The organism is Deltaproteobacteria bacterium (genome assembly GCA_019308995.1).
GTDB lineage: Bacteria > Desulfobacterota > Desulfarculia > Adiutricales > JAFDHD01 > JAFDHD01.
Map to the genome: position 1 here is coordinate 1 of JAFDHD010000037.1, position 26,426 is coordinate 26,426.

A 26,426-nucleotide genomic window follows, 5' to 3' on the forward strand; every position below is an offset into this window, starting at 1 on the left:
TTCTTTTTAAAAATCTAAGTGTTTAATAATAAGCAAATCACCTTTATGAACGTAACTTGTTTAAATGATGCAAAAAATCTATCGACCAGATCAAATTATCATCAACTAATATGGTGAAGACCCATAAATGTTAATATATTCCACAACTATTTGGGAGTAACGTTATGTTAGCAGGCGCATTATCCGGGTATAGGGTATTGGATGTTTCCCACTATATAGCCGGTCCTTATTGTACAAGGCTCCTGGCTGGATACGGGGCTGAGGTGATTAAGGTCGAAAGGCCTGGAACCGGAGATGGGGCAAGGAGACTCGGTCCGTTCGTCGGCGACGATCCGCATATTGAGAAAAGTGAGTTATTTCTCTATCTCAACACGGGTAAGAAGAGTATCACCCTGAACCTTAAGAGCCCGGCCGGGCAGGAGATTTTCAAAACTTTGGTTAAGGATGCGGATATCCTTGTAGAGAATTTTGAGCCAAGAGTTATGCCGTCACTGGGGCTGGGGTACGACACCCTGTCCGAAATTAATCCCAAGCTGGTAATGACTTCCATCTCCAATTTTGGGCAGACCGGGCCCTATCGGGACTATAAAGCGGCAGAGATTGTTGAGTATGCCCTGAGCGGCCTGATGAAGATGACCGGCGAATCGGACAGGGAGCCGCTGAAGCTTGGTCTCGATGTTGCCCAGTACACCGGGGGCCAGGTCGCTGTGACTCCCATGCTTGCTGCGGTCTATGCTGCGCAATCAACGAACAAAGGGCAACATGTGGATGTATCCATCATGGAATATTGCACCGGCGTTGCAGAATGGCAGGTCGGGATCTATGACGCCATCAAACACATTACCCCGCGCCTGGGGAATTTCAATCAGAAAGGGCACCCCTGGGGAGTCTTCCCCTGTAAGGATGGTTGGGTGGTCATCGCCACCTATGGGCCCAGTTTTAAGCATCTAGCCGACCTTGTGGGTGTTGATGAACTCAAGGACCCGAAGTTTCTGGACCATGGGGTGCGGGTTCAAAATAAAGACGAAGTCGATACCTATCTGCTTCCCTGGTTACTGGACCATGATAAGGAATACTGGATAGAACATCCTTTTCAGGTCCTGAACACTGCGAGAGGGGCTGCCGCGGGGTGGGTTCGGAATACCGAAGACCTGGTGAATTGCCCTCAGCTTGCCTCTCAGGGTTTCTACAGGACAATAGGGCATCCATCCCACGGGAAGGCGATTTACCCCAGCGGACCGGTCCTGATGAGCAAGACGCCCTGGAAGGTGGGAAGGGCCCCTCTTCTGGGAGAAGACAACGAGGAGATATACGGTTCACGGCTCGGCTATACCAGGAAGCAACTGGCTTCGCTGGCCCGGGAAGGCGTTATTTAGGAGGATGGATGGATGATTAAGCATCTGGATCACATAGGCGTTGCTGTGGAGAGCCTTGATAAAGTCAAGGAGATCGCTACCTCGGCCTTTAGAGTTGACTTTCCCCGGCCTGAGGGGGAGGGAGATTTTAAAGCAAGCTGGGTTCGGTTAGGCAATGTTCTGGTCGAGTTCATGGAACCTATCGCCAGCGATGGGGTGATAGGAAAGTTTTTAAAAAACCGAGGTGAGGGAGTGCACCACCACTGCTTTGAGGTGGATGACATAGAGGCGGAAGTCGAGTCCTATTTGGCTCAAGGATTGGAACTTGTCAGACCGGGAATCGTGGGCCGACAGGGCTGGCGGGTCGCGTTTTTTCACCCAAAGAGCACATTCGGCATGCTCATTGAACTCGTACAAACGAGAATCTGAGCATAGAAAAGAGGGAAGTATGGCTAAATTACCGCTTGAAGGCATTCGGATTGCAGACTGCACACAAGCCTGGGCCGGTCCTCATTGCACCCAGCAGTTAGCTGACCTTGGTGCTGAGGTTATAAAGGTCGAACCACCCTATGGGGCAACACGCGGGGATAGGAAAGCCACATCAGGCGTTTATCAAAATGGAGAACCCGGTGAAAAACCCTGGAATCGCCAGTGCGTTTTCAACGTGCTCAACCGCAATAAACTCTCGGTCAGCCTGGACCTCTCCAAGGAAGATGGCAAACGACTTTTAAAGGATCTGGTCAAGATAAGCGACATAGTCATCGACAATTACGCCGCCGGAGTTATGGACAGGCTGGGTATTGGCTACGAGGAATTGAGAAAGGTGAAACCGGACATTATCGTCGCGAGCGCCAACGGGTATGGCCCCAGTGGTCCCTGGGTCCGGTATCATTCCTTTGGCGTGGTTCAGGAACCCATGTGCGGTTTCATGGCTTTGACAGGTTACGTGGGTGATGAAACTCCCTACAGGTCGGGAGTTGACCACATCGATCCTGTAACGGGGACGCACATGGCAGGAGCGTTGATCGCCGCTCTTCTCCACAGGGATAAGACAGGGGAAGGGCAGCATATTAACGTTTCCATGACGGAGTCAGCCGTAAACTTTGTTGGACCGGAGATCCTGGACTACACCATAAACGGCCGACTCCTGGAGCACAAGGGGAATAGGCACAATCAGGAGGCGATGGCCCCCCATGGATGTTATCGATGCAAGGGGGAAGATGAGTGGATCACCATTGCCATTGGCTCGGATGAAGAATGGAAAGCTTTTTGCCGGGTCATAGGAGATCCGCCCTGGACGAAGGAAAAGCGATTTTGTTATCTGTACGACCGCCTGGAGAATCAGGACGATTTGGACAAATATGTGGAGCTTTGGACCATTGAAAGAGATAAGTATGAGGCCATGCATGCCTTGCAGGCTGCCGGGGTCGCAGCCGGAGCCGTTTTGGATATCGCTGAACTATTTAGCGAACCGCACCTGAAAGACAGAGGGTTCTGGCAAACGGTGGATCATCCGGATGCCGGAATCATGAACATCATCGGACAGAGGTATAAGATGTCCGAAACTCCGATTCCCACTCTTGGACCTGCCCCTCTATTCGGCGAACACACGGATTATGTATTCAAAGAGCTTCTGGGGATGAGTGATGAGGAGATTAATAAGGCGATAGAGGACGGTGTTATTTTCTCGGGAGACATCGTCGATCCTTACGCTATGCGCCAGAAGTAGATAGCGAGCATGAAAGAAGGATAGAAAAATTTAGGAGTTACATCGCAGAAATCACCACTTCATTAGCGTTGCAAGACAATTAGCGAGCAGGATTTTCACTTCGGCAATAACAAGAGGATTCACGCCATGACGAATAAAATAGAGCTTTGCATTCACGAGCGAAGTGATTTTGCCAACGGGCATGTTTTCGGTGACGCCGGACCTTATGAACGTATACGCGGTCGCGCCCACTTCATGGTTGATCCCGACGCTCCGACCCAAGCCGGTGTCTTTGACATTGACAAGGCCCCGCGAAATGAAAAAGGCCTGGTCGAGTTCAGCGGTGACTTTTTAATACTCAAACCCGTCGAACCATCTCGCGGTAACAAAAGACTATTCTATGATTTCGGGAACCGCGGCAACATGCGTACGCTTCAATTCTTTAACGACGCACCAGGCAGTAATGATCCGAAAACACTCGAACACGCCGGTAATGGTTTTCTATTCCGGCGCGGCTATACCGTGGTGTGGAGCGCGTGGCAGGGTGACCTGCTGCCCGGGAATGACCGAGTGTTGCTCAACCTGCCGGTTGCCACGGATGGCGGAAAGCCGCTGACCGGCCGTATCCTCCAGGAGTTTACCGTTTATACGCCCGGCATTACTACCCGTCCGCTGTCGGGATGGACTTCGACGCGAAGCCATCCCACTGTCTCCCTGGACACGCGGAAAGCGCGATTGACTAAACGCCGCTATCCATACAACGAACGCATCGAGGTTCCACACACGGAATGGAGCTTTGCCCGCACTGAGGGCGGTGAGGGCGCGGACGGTCAGGGCGCGGAGATCGGTGTCATTCCATCCGAAACTAATATTTATCTGCCAAAGGGATTTGAACCCGGTTGGATCTATGAGCTTGTCTACACCGGGCGTGATCCATTAGTGCTTGGCCTGGGCGATGTAGCCGTCCGGGATCTGGTCAGCTTCCTCCGGTATGAGGAGAAAGATGCGGCCGGGAATCCCAATCCAGCCGGTGAAATCGAGAAGGCCTATGCCTGGGGCCGGTCACAGACAGGGCGTTTGATCCGGGACTTTGTTTATCGTGGTTTCAATGCAGCGCCTGATGGCCGCAGGGTATTCGACGGCGTCCTGCCGCACGTCTCCGGGGGAGGACTAATGTGGATGCACCATCGCTTCGCAAACCTGACGGCATCAGCGGGGCAAGCTTATATGGAGCATTTCATTTATTCGGACCGCTTTCCCTTCTCCTACGCGAGTTGCACCGATCATTTAACGGGTAAAACGGATGCGATCCTTAAGAGACCCGATACTGACCCACTGGTAATACACACGCAAACCTCGACCGAATACTGGGAGCGGCATGGTTCACTTGTTCATACCGACACAAAGGGCAATGATTTGCCCCAGCCCGAGAATGTGCGTATCTATCTCTGGTCAAGCTCGATGCACTTTGCCGATCCGCAACAGCGAGAACCAATATGGCCGCCGGTAGCGGCCAATCGGTTCAACAATATTCAAACCTCATTTTTCTTCCGCGCAATGCTCGACGCCATGGATCGATGGGCAACCGATGGAACACCGCCACCGGATTCGATGATACCGAGTCGTGAGAACGGTACACTCGCCACTTACGAGGAATGGGTTGAAGGTTTTCCTAAGATTCCGGGTCAGGCTTTACCGCCGGGACCATCGACTCTCCCATTGCTCGATTTTGGTCCAGAAGCGGACGACGGTTTTATCACCAAGTTGCCGCCGGACATCAAGGATCTCAAAGGTTACACGATTCTTGTACCGTCGGTCAATGCGGACGGCAATGAAATTGCCGGGGTGCGTTCACCCGTGGTGCAGGCGCCGCTCGGCACTTACACGGGCTGGAACCTGAGAAGGCGCGGGTGGGGCCACGGGGCCACGCTGAATATCCAGGGGAGCTACATTCCATTTATGGATACGCCGGAGGAGCGTGAGATGACTCGTGACCCTCGTCTTTCAGTGCTTGAACGCTACGGTTCACCGGAAGGTTATGTTGAGGCTGTGCGCGCGGCGGCTGAGCGGCTCGTGGACGCGGGAATTATGCTAGAGGAAGATATAGAGCGCGTCGTTGCCATGGCCGCTAACTGGGGCAGGCCTCGGCATGATGTGAAGTTGTGACGGGCTGCGGGATTTTGCGACTTAATACCCGGTTCAGTGAAGCCGATCCCGTATAAAAGCCACAACCAATAATGAATCTAAATTATTAGCAGGAGGGAGAAAATGGGCGAACAAGTGAGACCGGCAAATATTATTCCGGTTATTTTTGTCAGGGGTTCCAATTATGAGATGGGATACCAGTATGGTTATCAGATGGCCGGCGGTATCAAGCGGGTCAGAGATCAGCAAATGGGCAACCTTAAATTAATGGTTAATAACAACTTTGAGATCTGGAAACAATGTCTGAAAGGTTTTCAGTATTATATCAAGGAATATACGCCCGAAATCATTGATGAAATGATCGGGATTGCCGCCGGCGCCACGGATGCGGGATATGACATTTCCTACATGGATATTCTTACCATCAATGTGTCTGTCTGCATGAAATCGGCTTTTAGTCCCGGTGCCACGTTGCCCTCTCCTCTTGATGAGCTGCCGCCCAGGGAGTATCAGGAAAAGTACGGGCTCAAGTCCGAAGAATCTGATGACCACGCTCAGGCCGATCAAGGTCTTCCGGAAGGGCTAACGAGTCCAAAGGATTCTGGAGGAGGGTGCAGCCGGTGGGCGGCCTGGGGGAGTGCGACGAAAGACGGCAGCCTGATTTGCGGGGATTCGGTTGACGGATTTTTCGGAGATCAGGTGAACATCATCGCGTTTCCGGAAGAAGGAAATGCTTTTATATCAGGGGCTCTCATGTGCGGCGAATTGACGCTGCATCCGTTAATGAACAACAAAGGCCTCTGGGTATCTGGAGGTAATATTGACACTCCGCGCGATATTGACCGCAACTATGGGATTCCTCTTACCCTGGCCCTGAGACATCTGGGGCAGTTTTATGACAACGCCGAAGAGGCAAAAGAGAAGCTCCTCTCCTATCAAACGACTGGCGGGAGAGTCCACAATGCCATGGTAGCCGATACAACTGGAAATGCTTACATATTTGAATTGACAGCGGCCTTAAAAACATACAGAAAACCGGGAGACTTCGGTGAAGCCGACTGGATTGCGTCCCCCAACACTTACCTCATCCCCGAAAACCAGAAACTATTCGAACCGGAATTGCAGCCGTTTAAAACGGATCCCAGGGTCGTCCAGCTGTGGGCGTTTTTTGACAAATATAAGGGGCAGATTGACGCGAATTTCGGAAAAATGCTCTACCGGTATCATGATCCGGATGAAGATACATACTATATCGGAAACCGTTTTAACCAGCGTGTGAATATTGGAATCCCGAACAACGGAAGTGGCGGTGTATTCTACCAGGCTACCGGACCTGCCGGGAGAAGTGTCGTTGCTGGAAGAACCCCTCAGGACCACCTCGATGTAACCCATACGTTTTACACGCTGAGACTTAAATCAAGTCCCGGGACTGTCCTCAGGGAAGCACAATTGAATACCGCTGATTGCATGGCAAAGACGGATTACACTTTGAAAAAACTCAATTTGGAAATAGAAAACCTGCCGGCTTATTTGAAGCTAAAGGAAATGTTTTCAAGCGCCACCGAAGAATATATGGATGGAAGGCAATTCCAGATCAAGGCTGGAGTGGCTGAAGGCAACGAGAAACTGTACTTCATGGGAAAAGCATTAACGAGTTATGTACGGGCTGAATCGAAGTATCGGGAAATCTACAATTACATCCATCCCTCTGCCGATAAGCCTGAAGATTTAGGCTTGGATCCGATCGAACCACCTCGACCGGCTATGAAGGTCTATGAGGAGATGAACGTTCGAGAAATCATGACGGAAGGAATTTAAAGCACACCCGGATGGTCCGGGCTAATTTATACTTTTTCTCCCTTGATTTAAAAAGGAGGTCAAGCATGAAAAGAAACCATTTTCAAGTCATTCTGTTAGTCTGGTTGGTCATAGCCATGTCAACCATAGTTTTTCTTGCGCCTGGCCATGCCAAGGAAAAAGCGGTACAAACCGGGGATGTGGTGTTTGTTACTAAAGCCACTCATTTCTCCATGGTTGGTGGTGATCCCGTTACCCTAGCTGGCGCTGGACAGGCAGTAATTCCCAGCGCCGTGTTCGATAGCCTGGCCGAGAGAGATGCGGACGGGAACGTCCTGCCCGGCCTGGCAAAATCCTGGAAGATCGCCCCAGACTGGAGCTACATTGATTTTGTCCTCAGGGAGGGCGTCAAATTTCACAACGGGGCTGAAGTGACGGCTGAGGATGTGAAATACAGTCTGGAAACCTATATGCGCAAGGGTAGTAAGTTTGCTACGAAGGGACTATTAAAGCGATCAATCAAGAAGATTGAGGTGCAGGGCCCTTATAAAATACGCTTTAACCTAAAAAGCCCCTGGCCATGGTGGTATGAAGCTATCCCATGGCCTTTCCCCAAGGAATACCGGGAAAAGGTGGGCGATAAGGGATTTGCCAAAAAGCCGATTGGGGCCGGGTCGTTCAGATGGGTGGATTATAAGCAGGATAGATGGGTCAAGCTGGCGGCCGTCAAAGACCATTACCGAAAAACTCCCGAGTTCAAAACGTTAAAGTTAATGGCCGTTCCCGAAGCCAGTACCCGGTTGGCCATGTTAAAAAGCGGAGAAGCGGATATCGTAGGCCTTATCGGGCCTCATATCCAGCAGGTGCGGGACGACCCGGAAATGAGCGTAAAGCTAATCAAAGACGTTCAGGAACAGTGCCTGATTTATGCTGATCTAGCTTTGCCCGACAAACCCAGCCCATGGCATGATAAGCGCGTTCGCATCGCGGCCAGCATGGCCATCGACCGGAAGGCTATTTGCGAGAAGATCCTCTTCGGACTGGGCACTCCAACCGGGGAGGTCATCTCTCCGGTAACACGAGGGTATGATCCAAGCGTCAAGCCCGATCCATATAATCCGGAAGCGGCCAAGGCATTGCTTGCCGAGGCCGGATACTCCAAGGGCTTCAAAACCGTGATTTCCACGAAACAGACCAGATTGTTATTTATGCAAGCCATCGCTGCAAATCTCGCGGATGTGGGAATTAACGCAGAATTGAAAGTATTGGAAAACGCCGCCTGGAACGAGGGGATGCGGAATAAGAAGTTCCAGGGGCTCACCCACCTGGCTACATTCTTTGGCGGCTCACCGCATGTGGCCAAGGATGGTCTCATTCTGTTCACTAAACTTACACCCTGGTGTTACAACACCACCCCGGAGATTGAAGCTACGATCATGAAATCAATGTTTGCCATATCCGAAGCGGACATGACCAAGGCCGGGAGGCAAATATCCAAGCTCATTCGCGAGAGCCGTATCAGGATGCCTCTGTGGAACAACCATGTTGCTTTTGGACTGGGCCCGAGGATTGAGTATTGGGGAGCAAGAACTGGTTTTCCTACACCCAGTCGCTTTGAAACCATCAGGCTCAAACATTGAGGTAATTTTTCGGCTTGATGGGTTCTCTGGTTATCCAGAGAACTCATCACTCATGAAAAAGAACCTGGACTTTTATGCCCGAGGCCATGGGTCGAATCCCTCTCTCTCTGCCACCTAAGATAATCACGACTCTGGATTATCAGTATCTTCCTGGCATCCTTAAGTTTAATTAGTATAACCCCCACTGAATAAAAGAAAAAAAGACTTGACCTTATATGGAGTTTTTCTATAATTACCCTGTGATTAAGCAAACTCTGCTCTTTGATATCCACGCTCCTTCCTTTAAAAAAGGGCTCTGATGAACTCTTAATTATATCCTTATTGAAAATATCCAATAAATTATAATGGAAGAGGATCAGGGGAGGAAATAAAAGTGGTACACCTTCAGGGTCACCACACACCAGGGTTGTTCCAATTGGTAGCCCTTCAGTGTCTGGTGAGCCCGATGATTTCGAACTCGGTCAAAGATGAGAAGAAGGCAAGGAGGTCAAGATGGACGTTCAATCATTACTTACTGCTGAATCAACTAAGTCACTTCTTCAACAGATGGTTGATGACCAAGAGGCCAGAGATATGGTCATCAGCTTCATTGAACAAAAATCCTATCAGGATGCGATGGAGGGAAATACTGATAATAGACCGAAACGCGTTCAAGAAGATAGACATGACTATGCCATGGCGCTTCTGCATAGTTTTAATCGATCGATCGAGCGCGGGTTGATCTCGAAGCACGTGTTAAACCGGCTCCTAGATATATTTTTAAGTAATGTGATCATGAACAAAGACAATGAGGAGGCTTCTCATTCCCTGGGGTTCAAACCTCCATTACTCCTGGTAATCAGTCCCACCGGAAAATGCAATTTAAAATGCAGCGACTGTTATGCTGCCAGTGATGTTACCCAGCAGGTCAGCCTGGATTTCAAAACCTTCGACCGTATCATTACAGATAAAAAAAAACTATGGGGGTCTCATTTCACGACGATCTCTGGCGGTGAACCAATGTTGTGGCGTGATGAAGGTTACGATCTTCTCGACATGGTCGCCAAGCACGATACTGAGATGTTCATGATGTACACTAACGGCACCTTGATTGACGACGATGCCGCGAAGCGCATGGCTGATTTGGGCAACATCACGCCGGCTGTATCTTTGGAAGGATTTGAAAAGGAAACAGATGCTCGAAGAGGTAAGGGTACCTTCAAGCGTATTATGAAGACCTTTGAAAGATTGAGAAAGCATGGGGTACCCTTTGGTATCTCGGTCACACCAACGAGGCTCAACTGGGATGTGGCCACCAGTGATCGCTTCATTGATTTCTGTTTCCTGGAGCAGGGCGCCTTCTACGGCTGGCTCTTCCAGTATATGCCTATCGGACGCGGCCAGTCCCTTGAGCTGATGGTTACCCCTGAGCAGCGTGTAGAGATGCTTCGGCGGACGCAGCGGTTTGTTCGGGAGCGGAAAATATTCCTGGCAGACTTCTGGAACAGCGGCACCGCCGCTGGCGGTTGCATTAGTGCCGGACGTCAGGGAGGATATTTTTACATTGATTGGCACGGTAACATCACGCCCTGTGTCTTCATCCCTTATGCGGTGGATAATATTTATGACATTTACAACAGAGGCGCAAACCTCAATACGCCCCTGGAATCCCCTTTCTTCAAAGCGATTCGTAAATGGCAGGATGAATACGGATACAAGCAATCCGGGAAAAAGACGGATAACTGGCTTTGCCCATGCCCGATCAGGGACCATTTCAACATTGTCAGGGAAGCGGCCATGAATACCGGGGTCAAGCCTATCAATGAAGAGGCAGCCATTGCCATAAATGACAAGTCATACTGCGACGGCATGGTTTGCTATGGAGAAAAATTAAAACAATTAACCGACCCGATCTGGGAGAAAGAATACCTCGCCACCGTGGAACCGGTAACTGAAGAAAAACAGAGGCCGGAAGTGCCTCATATGGTGGTCTCGGAACCTTTTAAGGCCTAAAAGGTTAACCTACGCCAACCGTTCGTTTGCCTTTCTATTTGTTAGAGTAGTTCTCATAAATATATTCCTTTCTGGATTCCCGCTTGCGCAGGAATCCAGATTCTGAAACCAGGAAGCCAAAATGAACATAATTATGACAATTGCTATAAAAGGATATTGTTAAAAATCTCTTTACCTACGCTCCCAGGCTCCGCCTGGGTTGAGACGGCTGGTAATCTTCTCTACATATTTTCGGCAATGCTGACGGTGAGGTCGCCGAACATGTTGACGAAGCCTCCAAACTCGTTGTCATACCAGCCGTAGATCACGGCCTGAGTGACCGAGATTTTGAGATTGTTGTCACCGATCTGTTCAACGATTTTCGATTGATCGCCAAGGATGTTTTCCAGGTTGATGACGATTTCAGCCGTCCGGGTGTGAGTTTCGTGCCCCTCGATAATCGCCGCCGCCTTGGGATGGCCGATGATGTCGCTCGAAGCATTCTGTTTTTCGGTGTAAAGGAGGTAGTCGTCTTTATCAGCTTCGGCCGCCTTCTTGTAAATGTCATTGATCAGATCACGCCGGATTGATTGGCCCGTTGGGTCGTCCTGAAGGTTGACCACCAGGATGATCAGCGAGCCGGTAGTCGTTGGAATCCGAACCGACTCGGCAATGAAACCGATCTGTTTCATTTCCGGGATGACCAAGACCAGGGTTTTGGCTGCACCGGTGGAAGTGAGGATGATGTTGTTCATGGTGCTTCGTGTTTTCCTCAGGTCGCTTGCACCGGCCTTGGGCATTCGATCCAGCACCACCTGAGAAGGAGTCATGGCATGAATCGTGGCCATGGAGGTCGAGAGAATCCGTTTGGCTCCAAAGTAATCCAGAAGAGGCTTGAACATGTGGGCCAGGCAGGTGGTGGTGCAGGAGGCGCCGGAGATGATCCTGTGTTTTCGAGGATCGTAATCACGGTCATTAATCCCCATGACCGTCGTCACGGCGAAGTCGGGCATAGATTCGCTTTCGTCCTTGATCTTGAACGGCGCCGAAACAAGGACCTTCTCGGCTCCGGACTCGAGATGGCCCAGACATGAGCCTTTGGGGTCATCGCCCGGTATGGTTGGGTCAAGGAACTGGCCGGTGGTATCCACGACTAGCTGGACGTCCTCTCCGGCCCAGTCTATCTCCTTGGGATTGCGCTCCTTGGTCAAGATCTTGACCTTAATTTCGTCAATAATGATCGTGCTGTCGGCTTCATCCACCTCGTTAATCACCGGCGCGGCCCTGTGGCCGTATAGAAATCCTTGCAGAGAGCCGTAGGTCGAATCGCGCTCGATATAGTGGGCCAGATCGTGAAGCGAGCCGCCTACCTGACGGCCCAGGTTCACCACGATTTCGTCGAAATATTTCCGTGAGATATGATGCCACAAGGTGAGCTTCCCGACGCGTCCTAAAGCGTTTATTCCCAGCTTAACTCCAGGGTTCTTTTGCGATGCTGCCATGACTAATTTTTACTCCTTTCTTTTCGTTTCATATCTTCAATAATTTTCCCTTTGTAAATAGAACCGGACAGGCCGTCTATACTGATCCATTCACCGGATTTCAGAACTCCATCGCCCAGAGAACAGGTGCTTGCGTTTTCGTCGCAGATTAGTTCATCACAGCCAACAATGCATGTTTTCTTGAGCTGATGGGCAACGATGGCCGCGTGAGAGGTGGATCCGCCGCGGGCGGTCAACAGACCGTCAGTTTCATAAATCTCCCGAATGTCATCCGGTACAGTGTCACCCCGTATTAATATTAAGGGCGTGTCCGGTTCCTCGTTGCGCCATTTCTGTATCTCCTCAAGGTTGAAAACAATACGTCCGCTCATGCCTCCGCCGCTTACGCCGATCCCGCGACCCAGGAAGTGATTTGAAGGTATCCTGGAGAGGTCAATACCAAAGGTCTCGCGCTGTTCCCGTAAAACCATATCCCGCGTCTGGAGGAAAAAAAGGTTCTCCGTTGCGGGGCCTTCAAAAGTAAACTCAATCTCCTGGGGGCTGTACCCCCAGGTGTAGATCAGGTTCTTTGCCTGCTCCTGTAAGCCCTTGTAAATTTTCGGAAATTGGGTTTCTAGGGTAAGAGTGGCGGGTCGGTTCTCGATTTCAGCCTGACGCTGGTTGAGAGGCAAGGTCTCGACCAGGCCGGAGACGATGTCCTCTCCTTGATTGCCCGGTGTAAAATCACCCCACAGCATCAGTTTATCCTCAGCCCAACGCGGGTTGTGAGTGAAAAAGACCCCGGAGCCGGCCTCCTGGGATAGATTGCCAAAAACCATGGCCTGGATAATCACGGCCGTGCCCCAGTCGCTGCTAATGCCCATGATGTTGCGGTATGTTTGAGCCCGCGGGGAATTCCAGCTGTCAAAAACGGCTTTGATAGCCTGGAAAAGCTGTTCACGGTTTTTTTGGACAATGGTGAGACCATGCGAACTCACGAACTCTTTATAAGCCAGGGTGGTCTTTTTCATCTGGTCCCCGGAGAACTCTCGCTTGTAAGGCAGGCTGAACTTCTGCTTGAACTCATCAATGATGGCGTCAAAGTCATCACGCTTCAAACCGTGGGCCATACCGTAACTCTGGATGTAGCGGCGATAGCAGTCCCAGGCGAACCATTTCCGGTTGCCTCCCCCGGCGGCCATGCCTTCGACTATCTCTTCGTTGATACCCACGTTCAGAGAAGTGTTCATCATCCCAGGCAGGGAGATGGATGAACCACTGCGGACCGACAGCAGGAGTGGATTCCTTGGGTCACCAAACTTCCTGCCTACCTGCCGCTCCAGCCGGGTTAACTGCCGGATTACCATGGCCCGGAACTGCTTCCTGGCAGGGGTGTAGGAGTCAATCACCTCCCGGCAGCGGAAAACCTCGGTGGTGATGATGAAGCCCCGAGGCACCGGCAGCCCAAGGGAGATGAGTTTGATCAGGTTGAAACCCTTGACCCCCAGGTGGATGATATCTGATATCTCCGGTTTAGCCGGCTCCAGGGGAGTGACCGCCTTGGCTGGGTCGTAGTTGAGCAGCTGAGGCAGAGCGGCCCGGGGAAGCTCATGATCCTGGTGAAAAAAGGTGTTATAAATCCGGGACACGAACTGGTCCAGCTGCTGCAGACCCAGGGAGGTCGCAATGCGGTCGCGCAGGAAAATCTCGCTGACGCGATGTGTCAGGTCCTCAGGGTTGATCGAGCCTTCAGCAGGCAGGTACTTTGGCAGGAGCTGAGAGACCGAGGTCTGAGCCAGAATCCTGACCAGCTGATTGTAGTGGACTTTATTGAAGTGGTCGCTGACGATATTGTTTATCACCTGGGAGAAGCCACGGAAGATATCCAGGTACTGAGTGAAGGAGAAGCCCCGAATGTCCAGGGCATGAGTCAGCAGGTCAAGCTGACGCTCCACCTCTCGGGATTTGATGCCATCCAATCTCAAGGCCTGGTGGAACAGGCACAGGTAATCGTGAACTTTAACAATGGTGGGTCGGGTGATCAGTTTAAGGTCAATACCGTCTATAAGCTCCTGGAACAGGGTGTTCACCAGAGCCTCCAGCCTGAAGGTCAGACCCAGGGCGTCGAACTTGGCTTCATGGTAGCTGCCATACATGGATGGGATGTCCACGGCAATATGGCGCTTGTAATAAATATCCTCCCGGACCTCGTAAATCGTTGGCGAGAGGATTATCTCCTTCAAGATCTGGAGATAATCCAGGATGCCGACCAGTTTTTTGCGGGGCTCTGACTGGGCCAGCGCGGCTTTAAGCTTTTCTAGTTTAGGGAAGATGCCGGCTGGTGCGTGGTTCAGATAATTGTCCAGGTCGAGCATATCGGTATGGTATTTCTGGTACAGCCTCTGATAAAGGGCGTGGGCTAACTGAAGTCTCTGGCGATCCTGCTTGGTCACCCCCTGCTGACGGGGAGCCATAAATTCGGCCAGCTCTTTCTCAGGTAGAGAGAGGAGGTCGCTCGTTTGGCCTATCGTCCCGGTCTCGAACAGTTGAGTCATGAGCCGGTGAAGTCCGTCCACATTGATTCCCTTTGTGGTCACCTGGTTATAAATGTTGGGCGGGAGCAGATTTTGTAAAGGCCTTTTATCTCTGGTACGCCAGAATTCGAAAATGGCTTCCATTAAAACCACGGTCTGAAGGCTACTCTCCACATGAGACTGCTTGCGCAGGAAGTGGATCAGAGGATCGCGGCGGTGGATCAGATCATCAATCTGGGTTGAGATATCCCGCAGCTGCCCTTCGGCCCCGATTTCGTTGAAGTAAGCAGGAAAAAGCCGGCAGAGCTGTTTGACCAGGTTGTAGACCGGCTTGACATCGCTGTTTAAAAGGTCGGTGATGTCACGTGGGAAGAGGTCGGTGTCCTTGATGAAAACTCCATCCAGGGCCAGGAAGATGAGCAGCGAGCTTAATAATTTTTGAGAATGGGCCGGGTTCTGCTCAATGAGCTTGAGCCAGACGCGAATGTTCTGGATATGGGTGGCATTGGACCGGATCTGCCAATCGTCGCCCACTCCCTTAAGGTCCGGGGTCTGAAAGCCCAGATCAACCACAGAGGAAATGAAATGCTCCACCAGCTCGCTCTCATCGGTTTTGTAAACCGCCTTTCCCATGTTGAGCACGGAATTTAAGGCAGTGCGGGGATACTTCCTGGTACTGCGCTCCAGGATGTGGAAGGTATTGTCAATCAGGGACCTGGCTTTATCCACATCCTCATGGCCGATCAGCCGGGACAGGGTTCGGTTGATTTCGCGCAGGGTGCGCTCGTGGATGGACGACAGACCGGAAATGTTCATGTTATGGAAGAGAAAAAGGAGCATCCAGTGCTTTCCCTGATCAGATGAATCTCCGGCTCTGGCCAGCTTCTGAGGCAGCTTGTCATAATGGGTTATGATTTCCCTGTAACCGGGCAGGCTGGTTAAACGGGTCAGAACCTCTAAGGAGCCGTTATTCTGAGCCAGCTCAATGTCACCCAGCTTCTGTTTGTAACTCTTGAGGCGATCATGCGATATCGAGGCAAATAGGGCGGCCAGTTCCTTGGACCTGATCTCAGGTCCGGTCTCGGCCTCGAACCAGACCTGGGGGTCGGACTCGCTGAGCCAGTAGTCATAAGTGCGGCTGAGACAGCGGTGAAGCAGCATGATGATGGACTGAAAATCGGCCTCAGGCGAAGCAGCTTGACCCAAATTTTCAGCCAGGCGGCTCAAAGAATAAAAGCTTTGCACGACCAGGCGAAAGGTCTCTTCAGGCAGGTCTTTTAAGCGCTCGAAACTGCTGTTCAATAAGTCCAGGAAGCGGTTCAGGTCTGAGTCGGACTCGTTGACGATCTGCTGAAGGTAGATCAGAAGGTTGTCCACTGCGTCCGCCTCTACTTCCTCATTTTTAGAGCCGGTCAGTGCGTCGAAAAAGATGTCAACGAACAGTCCGGCCCCTTCCGGTCCCTTGGGATGGCCCTTAAAGAGGTGGAAGTTATTCAAAGCGAAGCGCCGTGTGTTATCAATGATGAACTCCCAGTTCTTGAGGGGATGGCAGATTTCCTTGATAAGAACGTTCAGCTCCTCAAGCAGTCCCGCATAGTTGGACGTGATTTCCTGAAGGGTTTTATACTTCGGGTCCAGGGTGACCTTAACCCGGCTGGTTTGGATATTGACTTCCAGGGCCTTGGACTGCGGCATGTGAGCCCCCTTTAATCGTTATGGCTGCATTTCATGCACGTTTCCTTGATATATTTAATCAGGTTGAGTGTTATTATGTCAAGTCGGTAGCCTGGTGACTCAAAAGCGCTACATACCACACCAGCCGCAAGGCCCAGCCTTCCTACAGGTCCAACTTTCTGTAATTCCTAAAAAAATTTGATGTTTTTCTTTTAAATTTGATATAGTCTCGACTGTATTCAGCAACGTTTAAAAACCGTCCTGCAAAAACAGTGAGATGCATCGGAATAATCATGGTCAAGATGTTAAAGCAGGAAAGAAAAAAAGACGGCGTAACTATCTTATTTAATAGCATATTTCGCCCCGTGCAAAAGACGCGCGCCAAAAGCTTCAAAATCTGTAAACAACTCCTTACGGGTCAGACCGGGTTTGAGATCGGCGGGCCGAGCCATATCTTTACTAAGAACGGCCTGCTCCCAATCTATCCCATCTGCGGTTGCCTCGATAACTGCAATTTCAGCCAGACGACCATCTGGGAAGGGACCATTCGCGAAGGGCGGAACTTTCATTATCATAAGAAACGCCCGCCCGGGTATCAGTATATACGTGACGCTATAAAGCTGGACGGATTTGATTCGAACAGCTACGATTTTGTCTTGTCTTCTCACACGCTCGAACATATTGCCAGTCCTCTGCAGGCTTTGTATGAATGGAAACGCGTGCTAAAGGAAGACGGCCTTATGGTGCTCGTGTTACCTCACAAGGACAATACTTTTGACCATTTAAGGCCAGTGACTTCACTCGCTCATCTTATTGAGGATTTTGAACGTGAAATCGGGGAGGATGATCTCACCCATCTGCCTGAAATCCTTGAGCTTCACGATTTGGAGATGGATTCTGAGGCAGGCAGTTTCGAGGAGTTTCAAAAGCGATCCATAAAAAATGTTGAAAACAGGTGCCTGCACCATCATGTTTTCAACACGGAGTTGGTCTTAACCATCTTGAACCATATTGGTCTCCGGATCTGCTCGGCTGAACCTGTACTTTCACATGATATTATCGCCGTGGGTCAGAAACTGCCTTCTGGCCAGGTACCTGATAACAGGCCCTTTTTAAGCCTTCAGGCCGAATACCGGCATTGTAGTCCTTTTCCTTCGGATCGTAAGGTTTCAGAAGTCACTCAATCTCGATGACTTTAAGCAGATTGGTAGTGCCTGGCACCCTGAAAGGCATGCCTGCGGTTACGATCAGACGGTCACCCGACTTGACCATGCCTTTCTCCTGTACCCAGTGCCGGACCTGGTTCAGCATCTCATCGGCGTTATCGCAAGCAGAGATAAGGACAGGGACCACTCCCCAGGAGAGGCATAGCTGGCGGCAGGTGCTGAGTTCAGGGGTCAGCCCCACCACCGGCAGCGGGGGACGGTAGCGGGCAATAAGCCGGGCGGTACTGCCGCTCGTGGTGGCTGCCACAATAGCCGCAGGGTTAAGGTCCCGCGCCAGCCAGGTCGCAGCACGGCTGATGGCCGCCGCCGTCAGAGGCAGAAGCTCTGAGAGACCCTCCTGGAGGAATCGTTCCTCATTCAAGGCCGGTTCAGTGGCCTGACAAATTCTATCCAGCACCTTGACTGCTTCGACCGGGTAACGGCCCATGGCGGTCTCGTCGGAAAGCATAACCGCATCGGTGCCATCCAGGATAGCGTTGGCCACGTCAGTCACTTCGGCGCGGCTGGGCCGCGGGCTGCTCATCATGGAGCGCAGCATCTGGGTGGCGGTGATAACGACCTTTCCTGCCATACGCGTCTCCTGGATGATCCGCTTCTGGATAAGAGGCACTTCCTCCAGGGGCATCTCCACCCCCAGGTCACCCCGGGCCACCATCGCCCCTCCGACCGACCTCAGGATTTTCTGGAATCGTTCAAGGGCGTCCGGTTTTTCTATCTTGGCGATCAAAAGGGGCGGACGATCCATCCGGTTTAAGATTTCGATTAAAGGAGTCAGATCATTCTCGTGGCGCACAAATGACATGGCCACCATGTCAACGCCCCGTGCAAGCCCAAACTCGAGGTCGCGGCGATCTTTATCGGTGAAGGTGGGAATGCGCAGCTGGCTGGTGGGCAGGTTCACGCCCTTGTGAGAAGAAACCGTTCCGCCGACGATGACCTGGCAGTGTAACGCCTGGTTTTTTTTGTCCATGACACAAAGTTCAACCTGCCCGTCAGCCAGAAGGATGCGGTCTCCCTCCTCAACGTCCTCATAGAGCCACGGATAGTTCACCGGAAGTTCGTCTCCAGAGGCATGCGGGCCTGAAACCAGCTTCACCCTGGTGTCAGGCTCAAGGATTCGTTCGAGCTCTGGAATTTCTCCCAGCCGAATCTTGGGGCCGGCCAGGTCCATGAGGATGCCGATTTCGCGGTTCAGCTCCTGTGAAGCGCGGCGCAAATCATGGATGGCGCGGCCATGGGTTTCATGGTTGCCATGGGAGAAGTTGAGCCGGGCCACGTCCATGCCCGCTTCGATCAGCCGCCGGATCGTTTCCGGGGAGGAGCTAGCCGGACCAATGGTGCAGACGATTTTTGTCCGGCGGGTATGCCTGTGGCCGCTCATGGTTTTATCCTTTGCCTTGATTGAGGTTGCTGCTTATAAGCTATTTTACTATTCAAATTTTAAGGTGTCGTCCTTTTTGTTTTCAGTCCCATGGACCGCATCTCCGGACGCATCGCTACAAACCCGACCACAAGTGACATCAGGATGCCTGCTCCCACGAACAGCCCGGCTGTATTCAGCTTGATTAGAGCGCCGGACAGGGCCTGCGATATCGGGATCAAGCCGACCGAGGCAAGCATTATCAGGCTGAAGATACGTCCCAATAGGTGCTGCGGGGTACGACCCTGTATCCAGGAGGTATACTGGATAACGACAAAACCTTGCGCGGCCGCCATGATCAGGACAATCAGGGCCGCGATAAAGGTAGTGGCAACCAAGCCGAAGACGATCAACCCTAGACCACTCAGGCTGATAATTATCAACAAAATCATGCCCATACTCTTCGCTGGCAGCCTGGGTAATGTGCCAGCCAGAATGACTCCCAGCAGCATGCCTGCCCCAAAGGCCGACATGATTATGCCAAAGGCTGCCGCGCCTTCCGGGAAGCGGGAGTTGGCCAATACCGGAATGCCAATGAATAGCGGTCCCTCCATGCAGAAATGGCTGACCGCGGTCACCAGAAGCAGCCACCGCAGAATCTTGTCTTTGAAAACATAAATAAAGCCCTGAATGATTGACGAGAGGACATTGATTTTTTCATGGGTTTCCTCGGTCGGCTTCTCAGGAGGGCGCATCTTGATCATCCACAAGGCAATAATCGAAATCAAGTAACCCAAAGCATTCACTCCAAAGGCAAAACCGAGTCCAGCTACATCCGCAGCCTGAGCAGCTCCACCGCCTGTAAGCAATGACGTATCTGGTGAACTGGAAAAGATGGCAATCAGTGCGCCCGCCAGGGCCGGACCCACGGCGATGCTCAGCTGGTTTGTCCCCTGGACAATCGAGTTCCCGGCCAGCAGGTGCTCTATGTCTACAATCCGAGGCATTATGGATGCCTGGGCCGGAAAATAGAAGGCGTCCGCCACCCCAAAACTCAGTCCGAAAATATAAAGCATCCAGAGATCAACTCTTCCAGTAAGGACCAGTCCTGTCAGCAGGCCCACTATAACCATGCGAGCGAAGTTGGACCCGAGCATAAGCGTTCGCGGGGAGAAGCGGTCGGTGAGAGCCCCGCCGACGAGCATGAACAGGGCGCGGGGGATGCCCGCCAGGGCCAGGACCATCCCCATTTGAAAAGGGTCCCCTGTTAATTTCAGCACCAGCCAAGGCAGGGCGATCAGGTAGAACTGAGTGCCCAGGACCGAAGCGCCCTGACCAAGCCATAGCAAACGGAGATTGCGCAGGCGCAGCACCATGAGCATGGGATGGCCGGATAGCCCTTTGGCAGATTCAGAGGGATTTCCCTCAGATTTATCCTTGATACGCATTTCCTGGTGATGCCTCAAAGTCCGGCGCTGGCTGATCCATCTCATTGCAGGCCGAAAGAAAATTAAGTTTGCTTCCTGGCATTTTAAAGACCCCCTGGCTGATTTGCAAATACTGTTTCTCCAAAAACATGAAACGGCCGCCTGAAAAATTTTTTGTGCGAATAGCCGGGCAAGTGGATGATCTTAACATAAAACGATTTATAAAAACTGCCAACTAAAACCTTAAAAAACAATTCGAATCAGATAAGGCACGGTCTTTGTCTGAAGATATTACCAATATCAAGCCCTCGTCGCTGCACCGCCGGGCCGGGTTTATTAGCCGGCCTTCATAATTACATGCGAAAACTGCCTGCATCGGGAGCCTTAAGGCCCAGAAATAAAAAAAATCATCGAAAATTATTTAGAATTTGTGTATAGTCCTTTGCATCCATCTTGATGTCCAAGCGCGATGAGGTTCTTTTAAATAACAATATTTTCTAATTATTTCATCTCAAAAGGAGAGTTGAGCATGAAAAAATTTGGGGCAGTGTTCATACTGGTATTACTGACCGCTGTTATCTCTGCTGAAGCAGAGGCGAGCTGGACGGCCGAGGTCTTTGGAGGCACGGCCTATAACTTTAACACCCCTCTTTTGATTCATCAAACAGGGGAAGAGAATATCAGCTTCAATGCGAAATACGACACTAAACCCCTCAATGGTTCACCTTATTATGCCTTCAGGTTTGGCCGGTGGAAGGAGAGCCGTGCCTGGGAACTTGAATTTATTCATCATAAGCTTTACCTGAGAAACAGCCCGCCTGAGATTCAGCTTTTTGAGATTTCGCATGGATATAACTTTATTTATGGAAATCGAGCCTGGAAGCACAAGGGGTTTATTTTTCGCGTTGGTGCGGGGCTGGTGATGACGCATCCTGAAACGATAGTTCGCGGTAAGGAGCTTCCCTGGAACAGGGGTCTCTTAAGGGATGGAAATTATCTCTCCGGTGTTTCAGCGCAGGTCGCGGCCGGAAAGAGGTTCTATCTCTGGAAGAGCTTATTTTTCACCCTGGAAGCCAAGTTGACGGCCTCCTATGCGAACATTCCCATCGAATGCGGGGACGCCAATGTACCGAACGTGGCCCTTCACGGATTATTCGGGTTTGGTTATGACTTTTAACGGGTCACAGCCACTGGAAGGCATCGGCATTGAAGGATACCCAGACTGACTGACCAGGGTGTAAACGCAGCTCCATGATTGTGGCTTCGGTCATGCGGGAGGTGAGGGAGATACCGCCCGCGGACACGTTTACCAGAACTTTTCCTAAAGTTTTCTCAAATATCATTTGAGATATCGTACCCTGGATCACATTGCCTAGCTGCGATTGATCCGGGATTTGCGGGGTAATCACCACCTTCGACGGATCCAACACGGCCACCGACTTATCCTTAAATGGATTTTCGGCCAGGATCTGCTGCCCGTGTTCGAGTGTTTTCATCCAAAAATTATCTTTTTTCACCTGCCAGGGTCCCATGATTAAATTCCTGGCGCCGGATCCGACGAGCGACCCGTTAAAGAAACTCAACACCTCGTCCGCGACCTCGTGCAGCCAGATAAGATCATGACTGACAATGACCAGGGTCGCGCCCCATTCCTGCCGCACGGCGAGCGAGGCCTTTTTTATCAATTCGGCGCTCGCGGCATCCACGCTGGCCAGCGGCTCATCCAGGAGCAGGACTCTGGGTTTCAAGGCCAGCCTCGAAGCCAGAGTGACGCGTTGAGCCTCACCACCTGAGAGTTCACGCCACGACCGGTGGGCAAAGCTCTCCGGGTCCAGCCCCACCAGATTCAGGGCCGTATAGACCTGCGCCTTTAAATCGTTCGTCTGCCAGCGGAGCCTGAGGCCGTAAGCCACATTTTCAAACACAGATCGTTTGAGGAGATACGGATCCTGAAGGAGGAGTGTTACCTCGCGTCTGAGAGCGGGGTTATTGAAGTTCACCTTTTGGCCGTCAAAGAGTACCGTCCCTTCCGAAGGTTTCTGTAAAAAGGCTAAAATTTTCATGAGGGTACTTTTGCCGCTGCCATTTGGCCCGGAGACCCCGATGATGCTGCCTTTCCTGATTGACAGGTGTTCGACCTTCAGGGCGACATGCTCCCCGTAACGATGGACCAGGTTAAAGAGTTCGTAAATCATTTCGCTCAAGGCTCGGCCTTCATCTTCAGGATTGAAAGCAGGACGTTGACAGTAAAGGCGATTGCAAGCAGGACCATGCCTAGAGCCAGCCCCATGGCGAATTCACCTTTGCCAGTCTCCAGGGCCATGGCCGTGGTAATGGTTCTGGTGTACCATTTAATATTACCGCCCAGCATCATTGAGACGCCGACTTCGGATATGATTCTTCCATAAGCCGTGACCGCGGCCACCAGGACGGCATACATGCCTTCCCGGAGGCTGGTCAAGGCAAGCTGGCGGCTGTTTGCCCCCAGAGTCAACAGGGTTAACCGCAGCCGCTGGTCCAACCCTTCAATGGCTGCGGCGGTGAGGGAGATAACGATAGGCAGGCCCAGGATCGTCTGACCGATGACGATGCCCGGAACAGTGAATAAAAGCCCCAGCTCACCCAGGGGTCCGCGGCGGGAAAGGAAGGCATAAACCACCAAACCGACGACCACCGTGGGCAAGGCCAGGAGGGTGTCCGCCAGGGTGCGGCAGAGCCTTCTGCCCGGAAACTCCGCGTATCCCAAGATAAACCCCAGGGGGATTCCTAATACCAGGCTGGCAATGATGGAGAGGGTGGAGACCTTGAGGGTGGTGAAAATGGCGGAGTATGTCTCGCCACTTCCGGATAGCAGCAGCTTAACGGCCCCTAAAAGCCCTTCCAGGATAAAGTCCATAGATACTAAGCTAAAAGTTGTGACAGTTTAAAAAAAGTATCAGGGCGCGGAAGGCCCTGATACTGTCGCATCAGTTTTTATTTCTCGGCGTTCGGGATAAAAAGCTGTTTGCCTTGCAATCTGAAGTCAGCGATATGCTTCTGGGCCTTTGGTGAGGTTATCCACCCGATAAATCCGAGCGCGTAATTATAGGTCACACCTTTACAGCGAGCCGGGTTTATCGCAATGACGCTGTACTGATTCATAAGGGAGTTGTCTCCCTCAACGAGAATAACCAGGGGGGGATTACCTTGAGCTTGCGATTCATACTTTATATAGGTGCCTCGGTCCACCAGGGTGTAGCCCGATCTTTCCGCAGCCACATTAACCGTAGCCAGCATGCCCTGACCGGTCTGGACATACCATTTCTTTTTGTCCGGTACTGGCAAGGCCGCGGCCTTCCATAAAGAAAGCTCCTTATTATGCGTCCCGGAATCATCGCCTCGGCTGACAAAAATAACTTTTTTATGGGTCACGGTCTTCAATGCCGCAGGCACGGAGAGACCCTTAATTCGAGCCGGGTCCTTTTTCGGGCCGATAACGATGAAGTCATTATACATGACTTCCCGGCGGTTGACTCCATAACCTTTATTTATAAATTTTTTCTCTGCCTCCGGGGCATGCACGAACAGGATGGACACATCGCAGTTTCGGCCAAGGGCTAAGGCCCTGCCTGTGCCAGCAGCCACCCACTGGAGTTCGATTCCGGTGTCTTTTTGGAACAACGGGGCCAGGTAGTCCAGCAGGCCGGTGTTATCCGTGCTCGTGGTCGTAGCCATCCTGAGAACCGGCGCGCCGGCCGAAAGAGAAGCTCCGAGCATTACTATCTGGATTGCCAGTAGTGCGGCGAGAACCAGCATTTTCCAGGATTTCATCCTCTTTGCATTCATGTTTATTCCTTCCTTCGTTGTTTTGACCATGTGTTTTTCGTGGCGCCGTCTCCAGGGTCACCGCCAGAAGGCGCCTTTATTGTGGCGAGGCTGCCTGCCTGTTTATATCAATTCTGGCTTATTATGTCAAATTTGACATAATAGCGCTTTAAATCCGGGACAGGCAGTATATAAAAAAGATGAGGGCTCGTGCCTCTATGATAAAGGGAAGGTCAGGCGTTTGATGTGATTTTCGGCCCTAAAAAGGGCCGGCGCCCCTTGTTTTTCAGCCAAAGGGGGCCGGCCCGCATTTCAGAACAATTCTAAACGCTTCGTTTAATCCTCGATTCCGGCGATACGCTTGACCATCTCTTTTTTTGCTTCGATGTCATATTGAGTCGTGATGGCGATGGATTCCATGACAGGTGAACCGCCGCCGTGATAACTGCCGATGAGGTGGATGCCGCCGGTGGCGGAGCATAGGAGGTCGCCGACGTAACGCCATAACTGAGCCATGTTCTCGGGAGAGACGTCAGGGTTTCGCATGATGTACTTGTTCAGAAGCTCCTTGGTCTCGGGGTTCACAAAATCGCCCTCATAGGGGAAGGTGGCGGCCACGCCGCCGGAAATGTCAGTCAGGATTTCAGCCTCGCGGAAGACCGCTTCCCCGGTCAGACAGCGGCCGACGTTAGCGTATATCGAATGAGGAATATAGCTGCCAGGCCCATAAGGCACAAATCCCACACCAGGCATGTAAACCTCTGGCTTGCCCATGTCTGAAGCCGTGTAACCGGCCGCATATCCCAACTCGGTCGTCATAATTATTTCAGCCAGCTTGGGACCTAAATGCTTAGCCTTTTCGATGCCATTGTATTCCGCGGAGAGCGCGATCGTACCCAGCATCAGGTCACCCAGGGCCGGTTTGCAGCCGGAATAACTGTGGCGATGAAAGAGCGCAAAGAGAAGGGCCAGCACCCCGCCGTGAGTGTTTTCACCTGCGAGAAAGACCCTGTCCCAGGGTACGAAGCAATCATCAAAGATAACGTAGGAATCAGTCGCGCCAGGCATAAAGCCGCGTTGGAAATGTTCACGTTTACGGAGGTTATGCACTGTAACCACCTGCTTCATGCCTTCCCAATCGCCTGGCAAGGCAAAGGCGACAGCATAGTCCTTATCGTCAGGTGTAAGGGACCGGGTGGGTACCACCAGAACCTCATCGGCCACCGAAGCCTCTGAGATATGAAGCTTACAGCCCGACACCACGATCCCATCACTTTTTCGTTCTTTTATGTGTACGTAAAGGTCCGGGTCTGCCTGCTGAAAGGGCCGCTTCATGCGATCACCCTTGACATCCGTCTGAGCACAGCAGCCGACAAGGTCTTCTCTCTGGAATGGCTCCAGCCACTTCTTGAAATTTTCATGGTACTCGGTCGAGCCATTATTGGATTTATCTGCCTCATAACTGACAGCGTAGATGGCGTTGATGGCGTCAATACCCATGCAGCGCTGAATACACCCGCCGACTATCTGGCACAGATGCCGCGTCATGTCCTGTTTTTTATGAAGGTCATCCGTACTCTGGTGGATGTGGCAGAAACGGTTAATCATTTCGCCGGTCAAATGTGACTTGGCCAGCATGAAATCTGCGTTTTCAGGCTTCTCCGCCTCGTCAAAAGTTACGCCAATGGTGTTGATGCAATCCATCTGCATTTCATCGGTCCGGTCAATCTTATTGCCATCAACGTAAATATTACGACGCATCTTGCTCAAGCCTTCCATGTACTGTTTTTTCGTTCTCACGGGAAACACCTCCTGCTTTTTTGCCACCCAGTTTAGGGGTGAGCTTGGTTATTGTTCCGGCAGCGTGGTTCGGGAAATCCGATCCATGCTGCCTCATTCATTAACCGTTTCGGTATAAATATTTTGCCTAATGCAGCTCCTTTTTTTAAAGTGGTAAAATATATTGTCTACTCCCCGGATTATCTAATTTAAAAAAGTAAATTGATCGTATCATTCTGGCTGGAGTTCGTCAAGGCCAGGAAAAACGTTGCTTAAACATGACCGAGTTCAGGTTTTGATTTATGATCTGAATAGACTGCATCCCAAGCGGTTGTTTCTTCAAACCGCTGACTAAGGTCGACGGCAGTTTATCAAATTTTTGTCTTTCATACAAGCCTCAGCTGCAGCCATTGTCAGTAGCACATGATATGTCCGCTTTTCATAGCACTTAATTTGTCCGGTTTGACGGATTTTGGATACTGGTACCTAAGGAGGTACCATGAAACGACATCCAGGATCTGCGGA

At 51.4% G+C, this 26,426-nt stretch carries 19 protein-coding genes; 9 read left to right on the forward strand and 10 right to left on the reverse strand.

All coding sequences use genetic code 11. From position 1 onward, the window contains the following. Window positions 1-164: 164 nt before the first annotated feature. From JRI95_08185 to JRI95_08210, 6 genes are all read left to right on the forward strand, one after another. Entirely contained in the window at window positions 165-1,376 is a 1,212-nt protein-coding gene (locus tag JRI95_08185) for a CoA transferase (protein ID MBW2061523.1), read from the forward strand. A gap of 12 nt (window positions 1,377-1,388) precedes the next feature. After that, a complete protein-coding gene (locus JRI95_08190) occupies window positions 1,389-1,784 on the forward strand; it encodes a VOC family protein (GenBank protein ID MBW2061524.1) in 396 nt (131 codons plus the stop codon). 19 nt (window positions 1,785-1,803) lie between these two features. Beyond that, window positions 1,804-3,084: a CoA transferase gene (locus JRI95_08195; protein ID MBW2061525.1), complete on the forward strand. Its 1,281-nt coding sequence runs from the start codon at window positions 1,804-1,806 to the stop codon at window positions 3,082-3,084. Window positions 3,085-3,210: 126 nt separating this feature from the next. Further along, complete coding sequence (locus JRI95_08200; protein ID MBW2061526.1) at window positions 3,211-5,229, forward strand: hypothetical protein; 2,019 nt, start codon at window positions 3,211-3,213, stop codon at window positions 5,227-5,229. A gap of 102 nt (window positions 5,230-5,331) precedes the next feature. Then, a complete protein-coding gene (locus tag JRI95_08205; protein MBW2061527.1) occupies window positions 5,332-7,026 on the forward strand; it encodes a hypothetical protein in 1,695 nt (564 codons plus the stop codon). A 65-nt stretch (window positions 7,027-7,091) separates the two neighbouring features. Further along, window positions 7,092-8,645 (forward strand): ABC transporter substrate-binding protein, encoded by a 1,554-nt coding sequence (locus tag JRI95_08210; GenBank protein MBW2061528.1) that lies wholly within the window; start codon window positions 7,092-7,094, stop codon window positions 8,643-8,645. Window positions 8,646-8,695: 50 nt separating this feature from the next. Here JRI95_08210 and JRI95_08215 read toward each other — a convergent pair whose 3' ends face one another. Further along, window positions 8,696-9,046: a hypothetical protein gene (locus JRI95_08215; GenBank protein MBW2061529.1), complete on the reverse strand. Its 351-nt coding sequence runs from the start codon at window positions 9,044-9,046 to the stop codon at window positions 8,696-8,698. A 91-nt stretch (window positions 9,047-9,137) separates the two neighbouring features. Between JRI95_08215 and JRI95_08220 the strand changes: the two genes are divergently transcribed. Continuing rightward, window positions 9,138-10,637, forward strand: a complete 1,500-nt coding sequence (locus tag JRI95_08220) for a radical SAM protein (protein ID MBW2061530.1) — start codon at window positions 9,138-9,140, stop codon at window positions 10,635-10,637. 221 nt (window positions 10,638-10,858) lie between these two features. Here JRI95_08220 and JRI95_08225 read toward each other — a convergent pair whose 3' ends face one another. Next, a complete protein-coding gene (locus tag JRI95_08225) occupies window positions 10,859-12,118 on the reverse strand; it encodes a glyceraldehyde-3-phosphate dehydrogenase (GenBank protein ID MBW2061531.1) in 1,260 nt (419 codons plus the stop codon). A gap of 2 nt (window positions 12,119-12,120) precedes the next feature. Continuing rightward, on the reverse strand, window positions 12,121-16,326 hold the full coding sequence (locus JRI95_08230; GenBank protein ID MBW2061532.1) for a pyruvate, phosphate dikinase: 4,206 nt from the start codon (window positions 16,324-16,326) through the stop codon (window positions 12,121-12,123). 272 nt (window positions 16,327-16,598) lie between these two features. On the opposite strand from JRI95_08230, the gene JRI95_08235 reads away from it, so the two are divergent. Next, window positions 16,599-17,498 (forward strand): class I SAM-dependent methyltransferase, encoded by a 900-nt coding sequence (locus JRI95_08235; protein MBW2061533.1) that lies wholly within the window; start codon window positions 16,599-16,601, stop codon window positions 17,496-17,498. On the opposite strand, the gene pyk is transcribed toward JRI95_08235, so the two are convergent. The 3 genes from pyk to JRI95_08250 are packed head-to-tail and all read right to left on the reverse strand — an operon-like array spanning window position 17,482 to window position 20,469. Then, window positions 17,482-18,912 carry a pyruvate kinase gene (gene pyk / locus JRI95_08240; protein ID MBW2061534.1) on the reverse strand — a complete coding sequence of 477 codons (1,431 nt, stop codon included), beginning with the start codon at window positions 18,910-18,912 and terminating at the stop codon, window positions 17,482-17,484. The two genes, JRI95_08235 and pyk, sit on opposite strands and share 17 nt — an antisense overlap. 59 nt (window positions 18,913-18,971) lie before the next feature. Further along, window positions 18,972-20,339, reverse strand: coding sequence for an MFS transporter (locus tag JRI95_08245; protein MBW2061535.1), 1,368 nt, complete (start codon window positions 20,337-20,339; stop codon window positions 18,972-18,974). Next, a complete protein-coding gene (locus JRI95_08250; GenBank protein ID MBW2061536.1) occupies window positions 20,323-20,469 on the reverse strand; it encodes a hypothetical protein in 147 nt (48 codons plus the stop codon). The genes JRI95_08245 and JRI95_08250 overlap by 17 nt, the downstream gene beginning before the upstream one ends. A 378-nt stretch (window positions 20,470-20,847) precedes the next feature. Here JRI95_08250 and JRI95_08255 point away from each other — a divergent pair, with 378 nt between their 5' ends. Next, window positions 20,848-21,495, forward strand: coding sequence for a hypothetical protein (locus JRI95_08255; protein MBW2061537.1), 648 nt, complete (start codon window positions 20,848-20,850; stop codon window positions 21,493-21,495). A 4-nt stretch (window positions 21,496-21,499) separates the two neighbouring features. Here the strand turns inward: JRI95_08255 and JRI95_08260 are convergent, their stop codons facing one another. From JRI95_08260 to JRI95_08275, 4 genes are all read right to left on the reverse strand, one after another. Continuing rightward, on the reverse strand, window positions 21,500-22,522 hold the full coding sequence (locus tag JRI95_08260) for an ATP-binding cassette domain-containing protein (GenBank protein MBW2061538.1): 1,023 nt from the start codon (window positions 22,520-22,522) through the stop codon (window positions 21,500-21,502). Beyond that, the gene (locus tag JRI95_08265; GenBank protein ID MBW2061539.1) at window positions 22,519-23,214 is read right to left on the reverse strand and encodes an ABC transporter permease; all 696 of its coding nucleotides are present in this window, start codon (window positions 23,212-23,214) and stop codon (window positions 22,519-22,521) included. The genes JRI95_08260 and JRI95_08265 overlap by 4 nt, the downstream gene beginning before the upstream one ends. Before the next feature lie 77 nt (window positions 23,215-23,291). Further along, window positions 23,292-24,113: a substrate-binding domain-containing protein gene (locus JRI95_08270; GenBank protein ID MBW2061540.1), complete on the reverse strand. Its 822-nt coding sequence runs from the start codon at window positions 24,111-24,113 to the stop codon at window positions 23,292-23,294. A 345-nt stretch (window positions 24,114-24,458) separates the two neighbouring features. Then, the gene (locus JRI95_08275; protein ID MBW2061541.1) at window positions 24,459-25,922 is read right to left on the reverse strand and encodes an aromatic ring hydroxylase; all 1,464 of its coding nucleotides are present in this window, start codon (window positions 25,920-25,922) and stop codon (window positions 24,459-24,461) included. Between the last annotated feature and the right edge of the window lie 504 nt (window positions 25,923-26,426).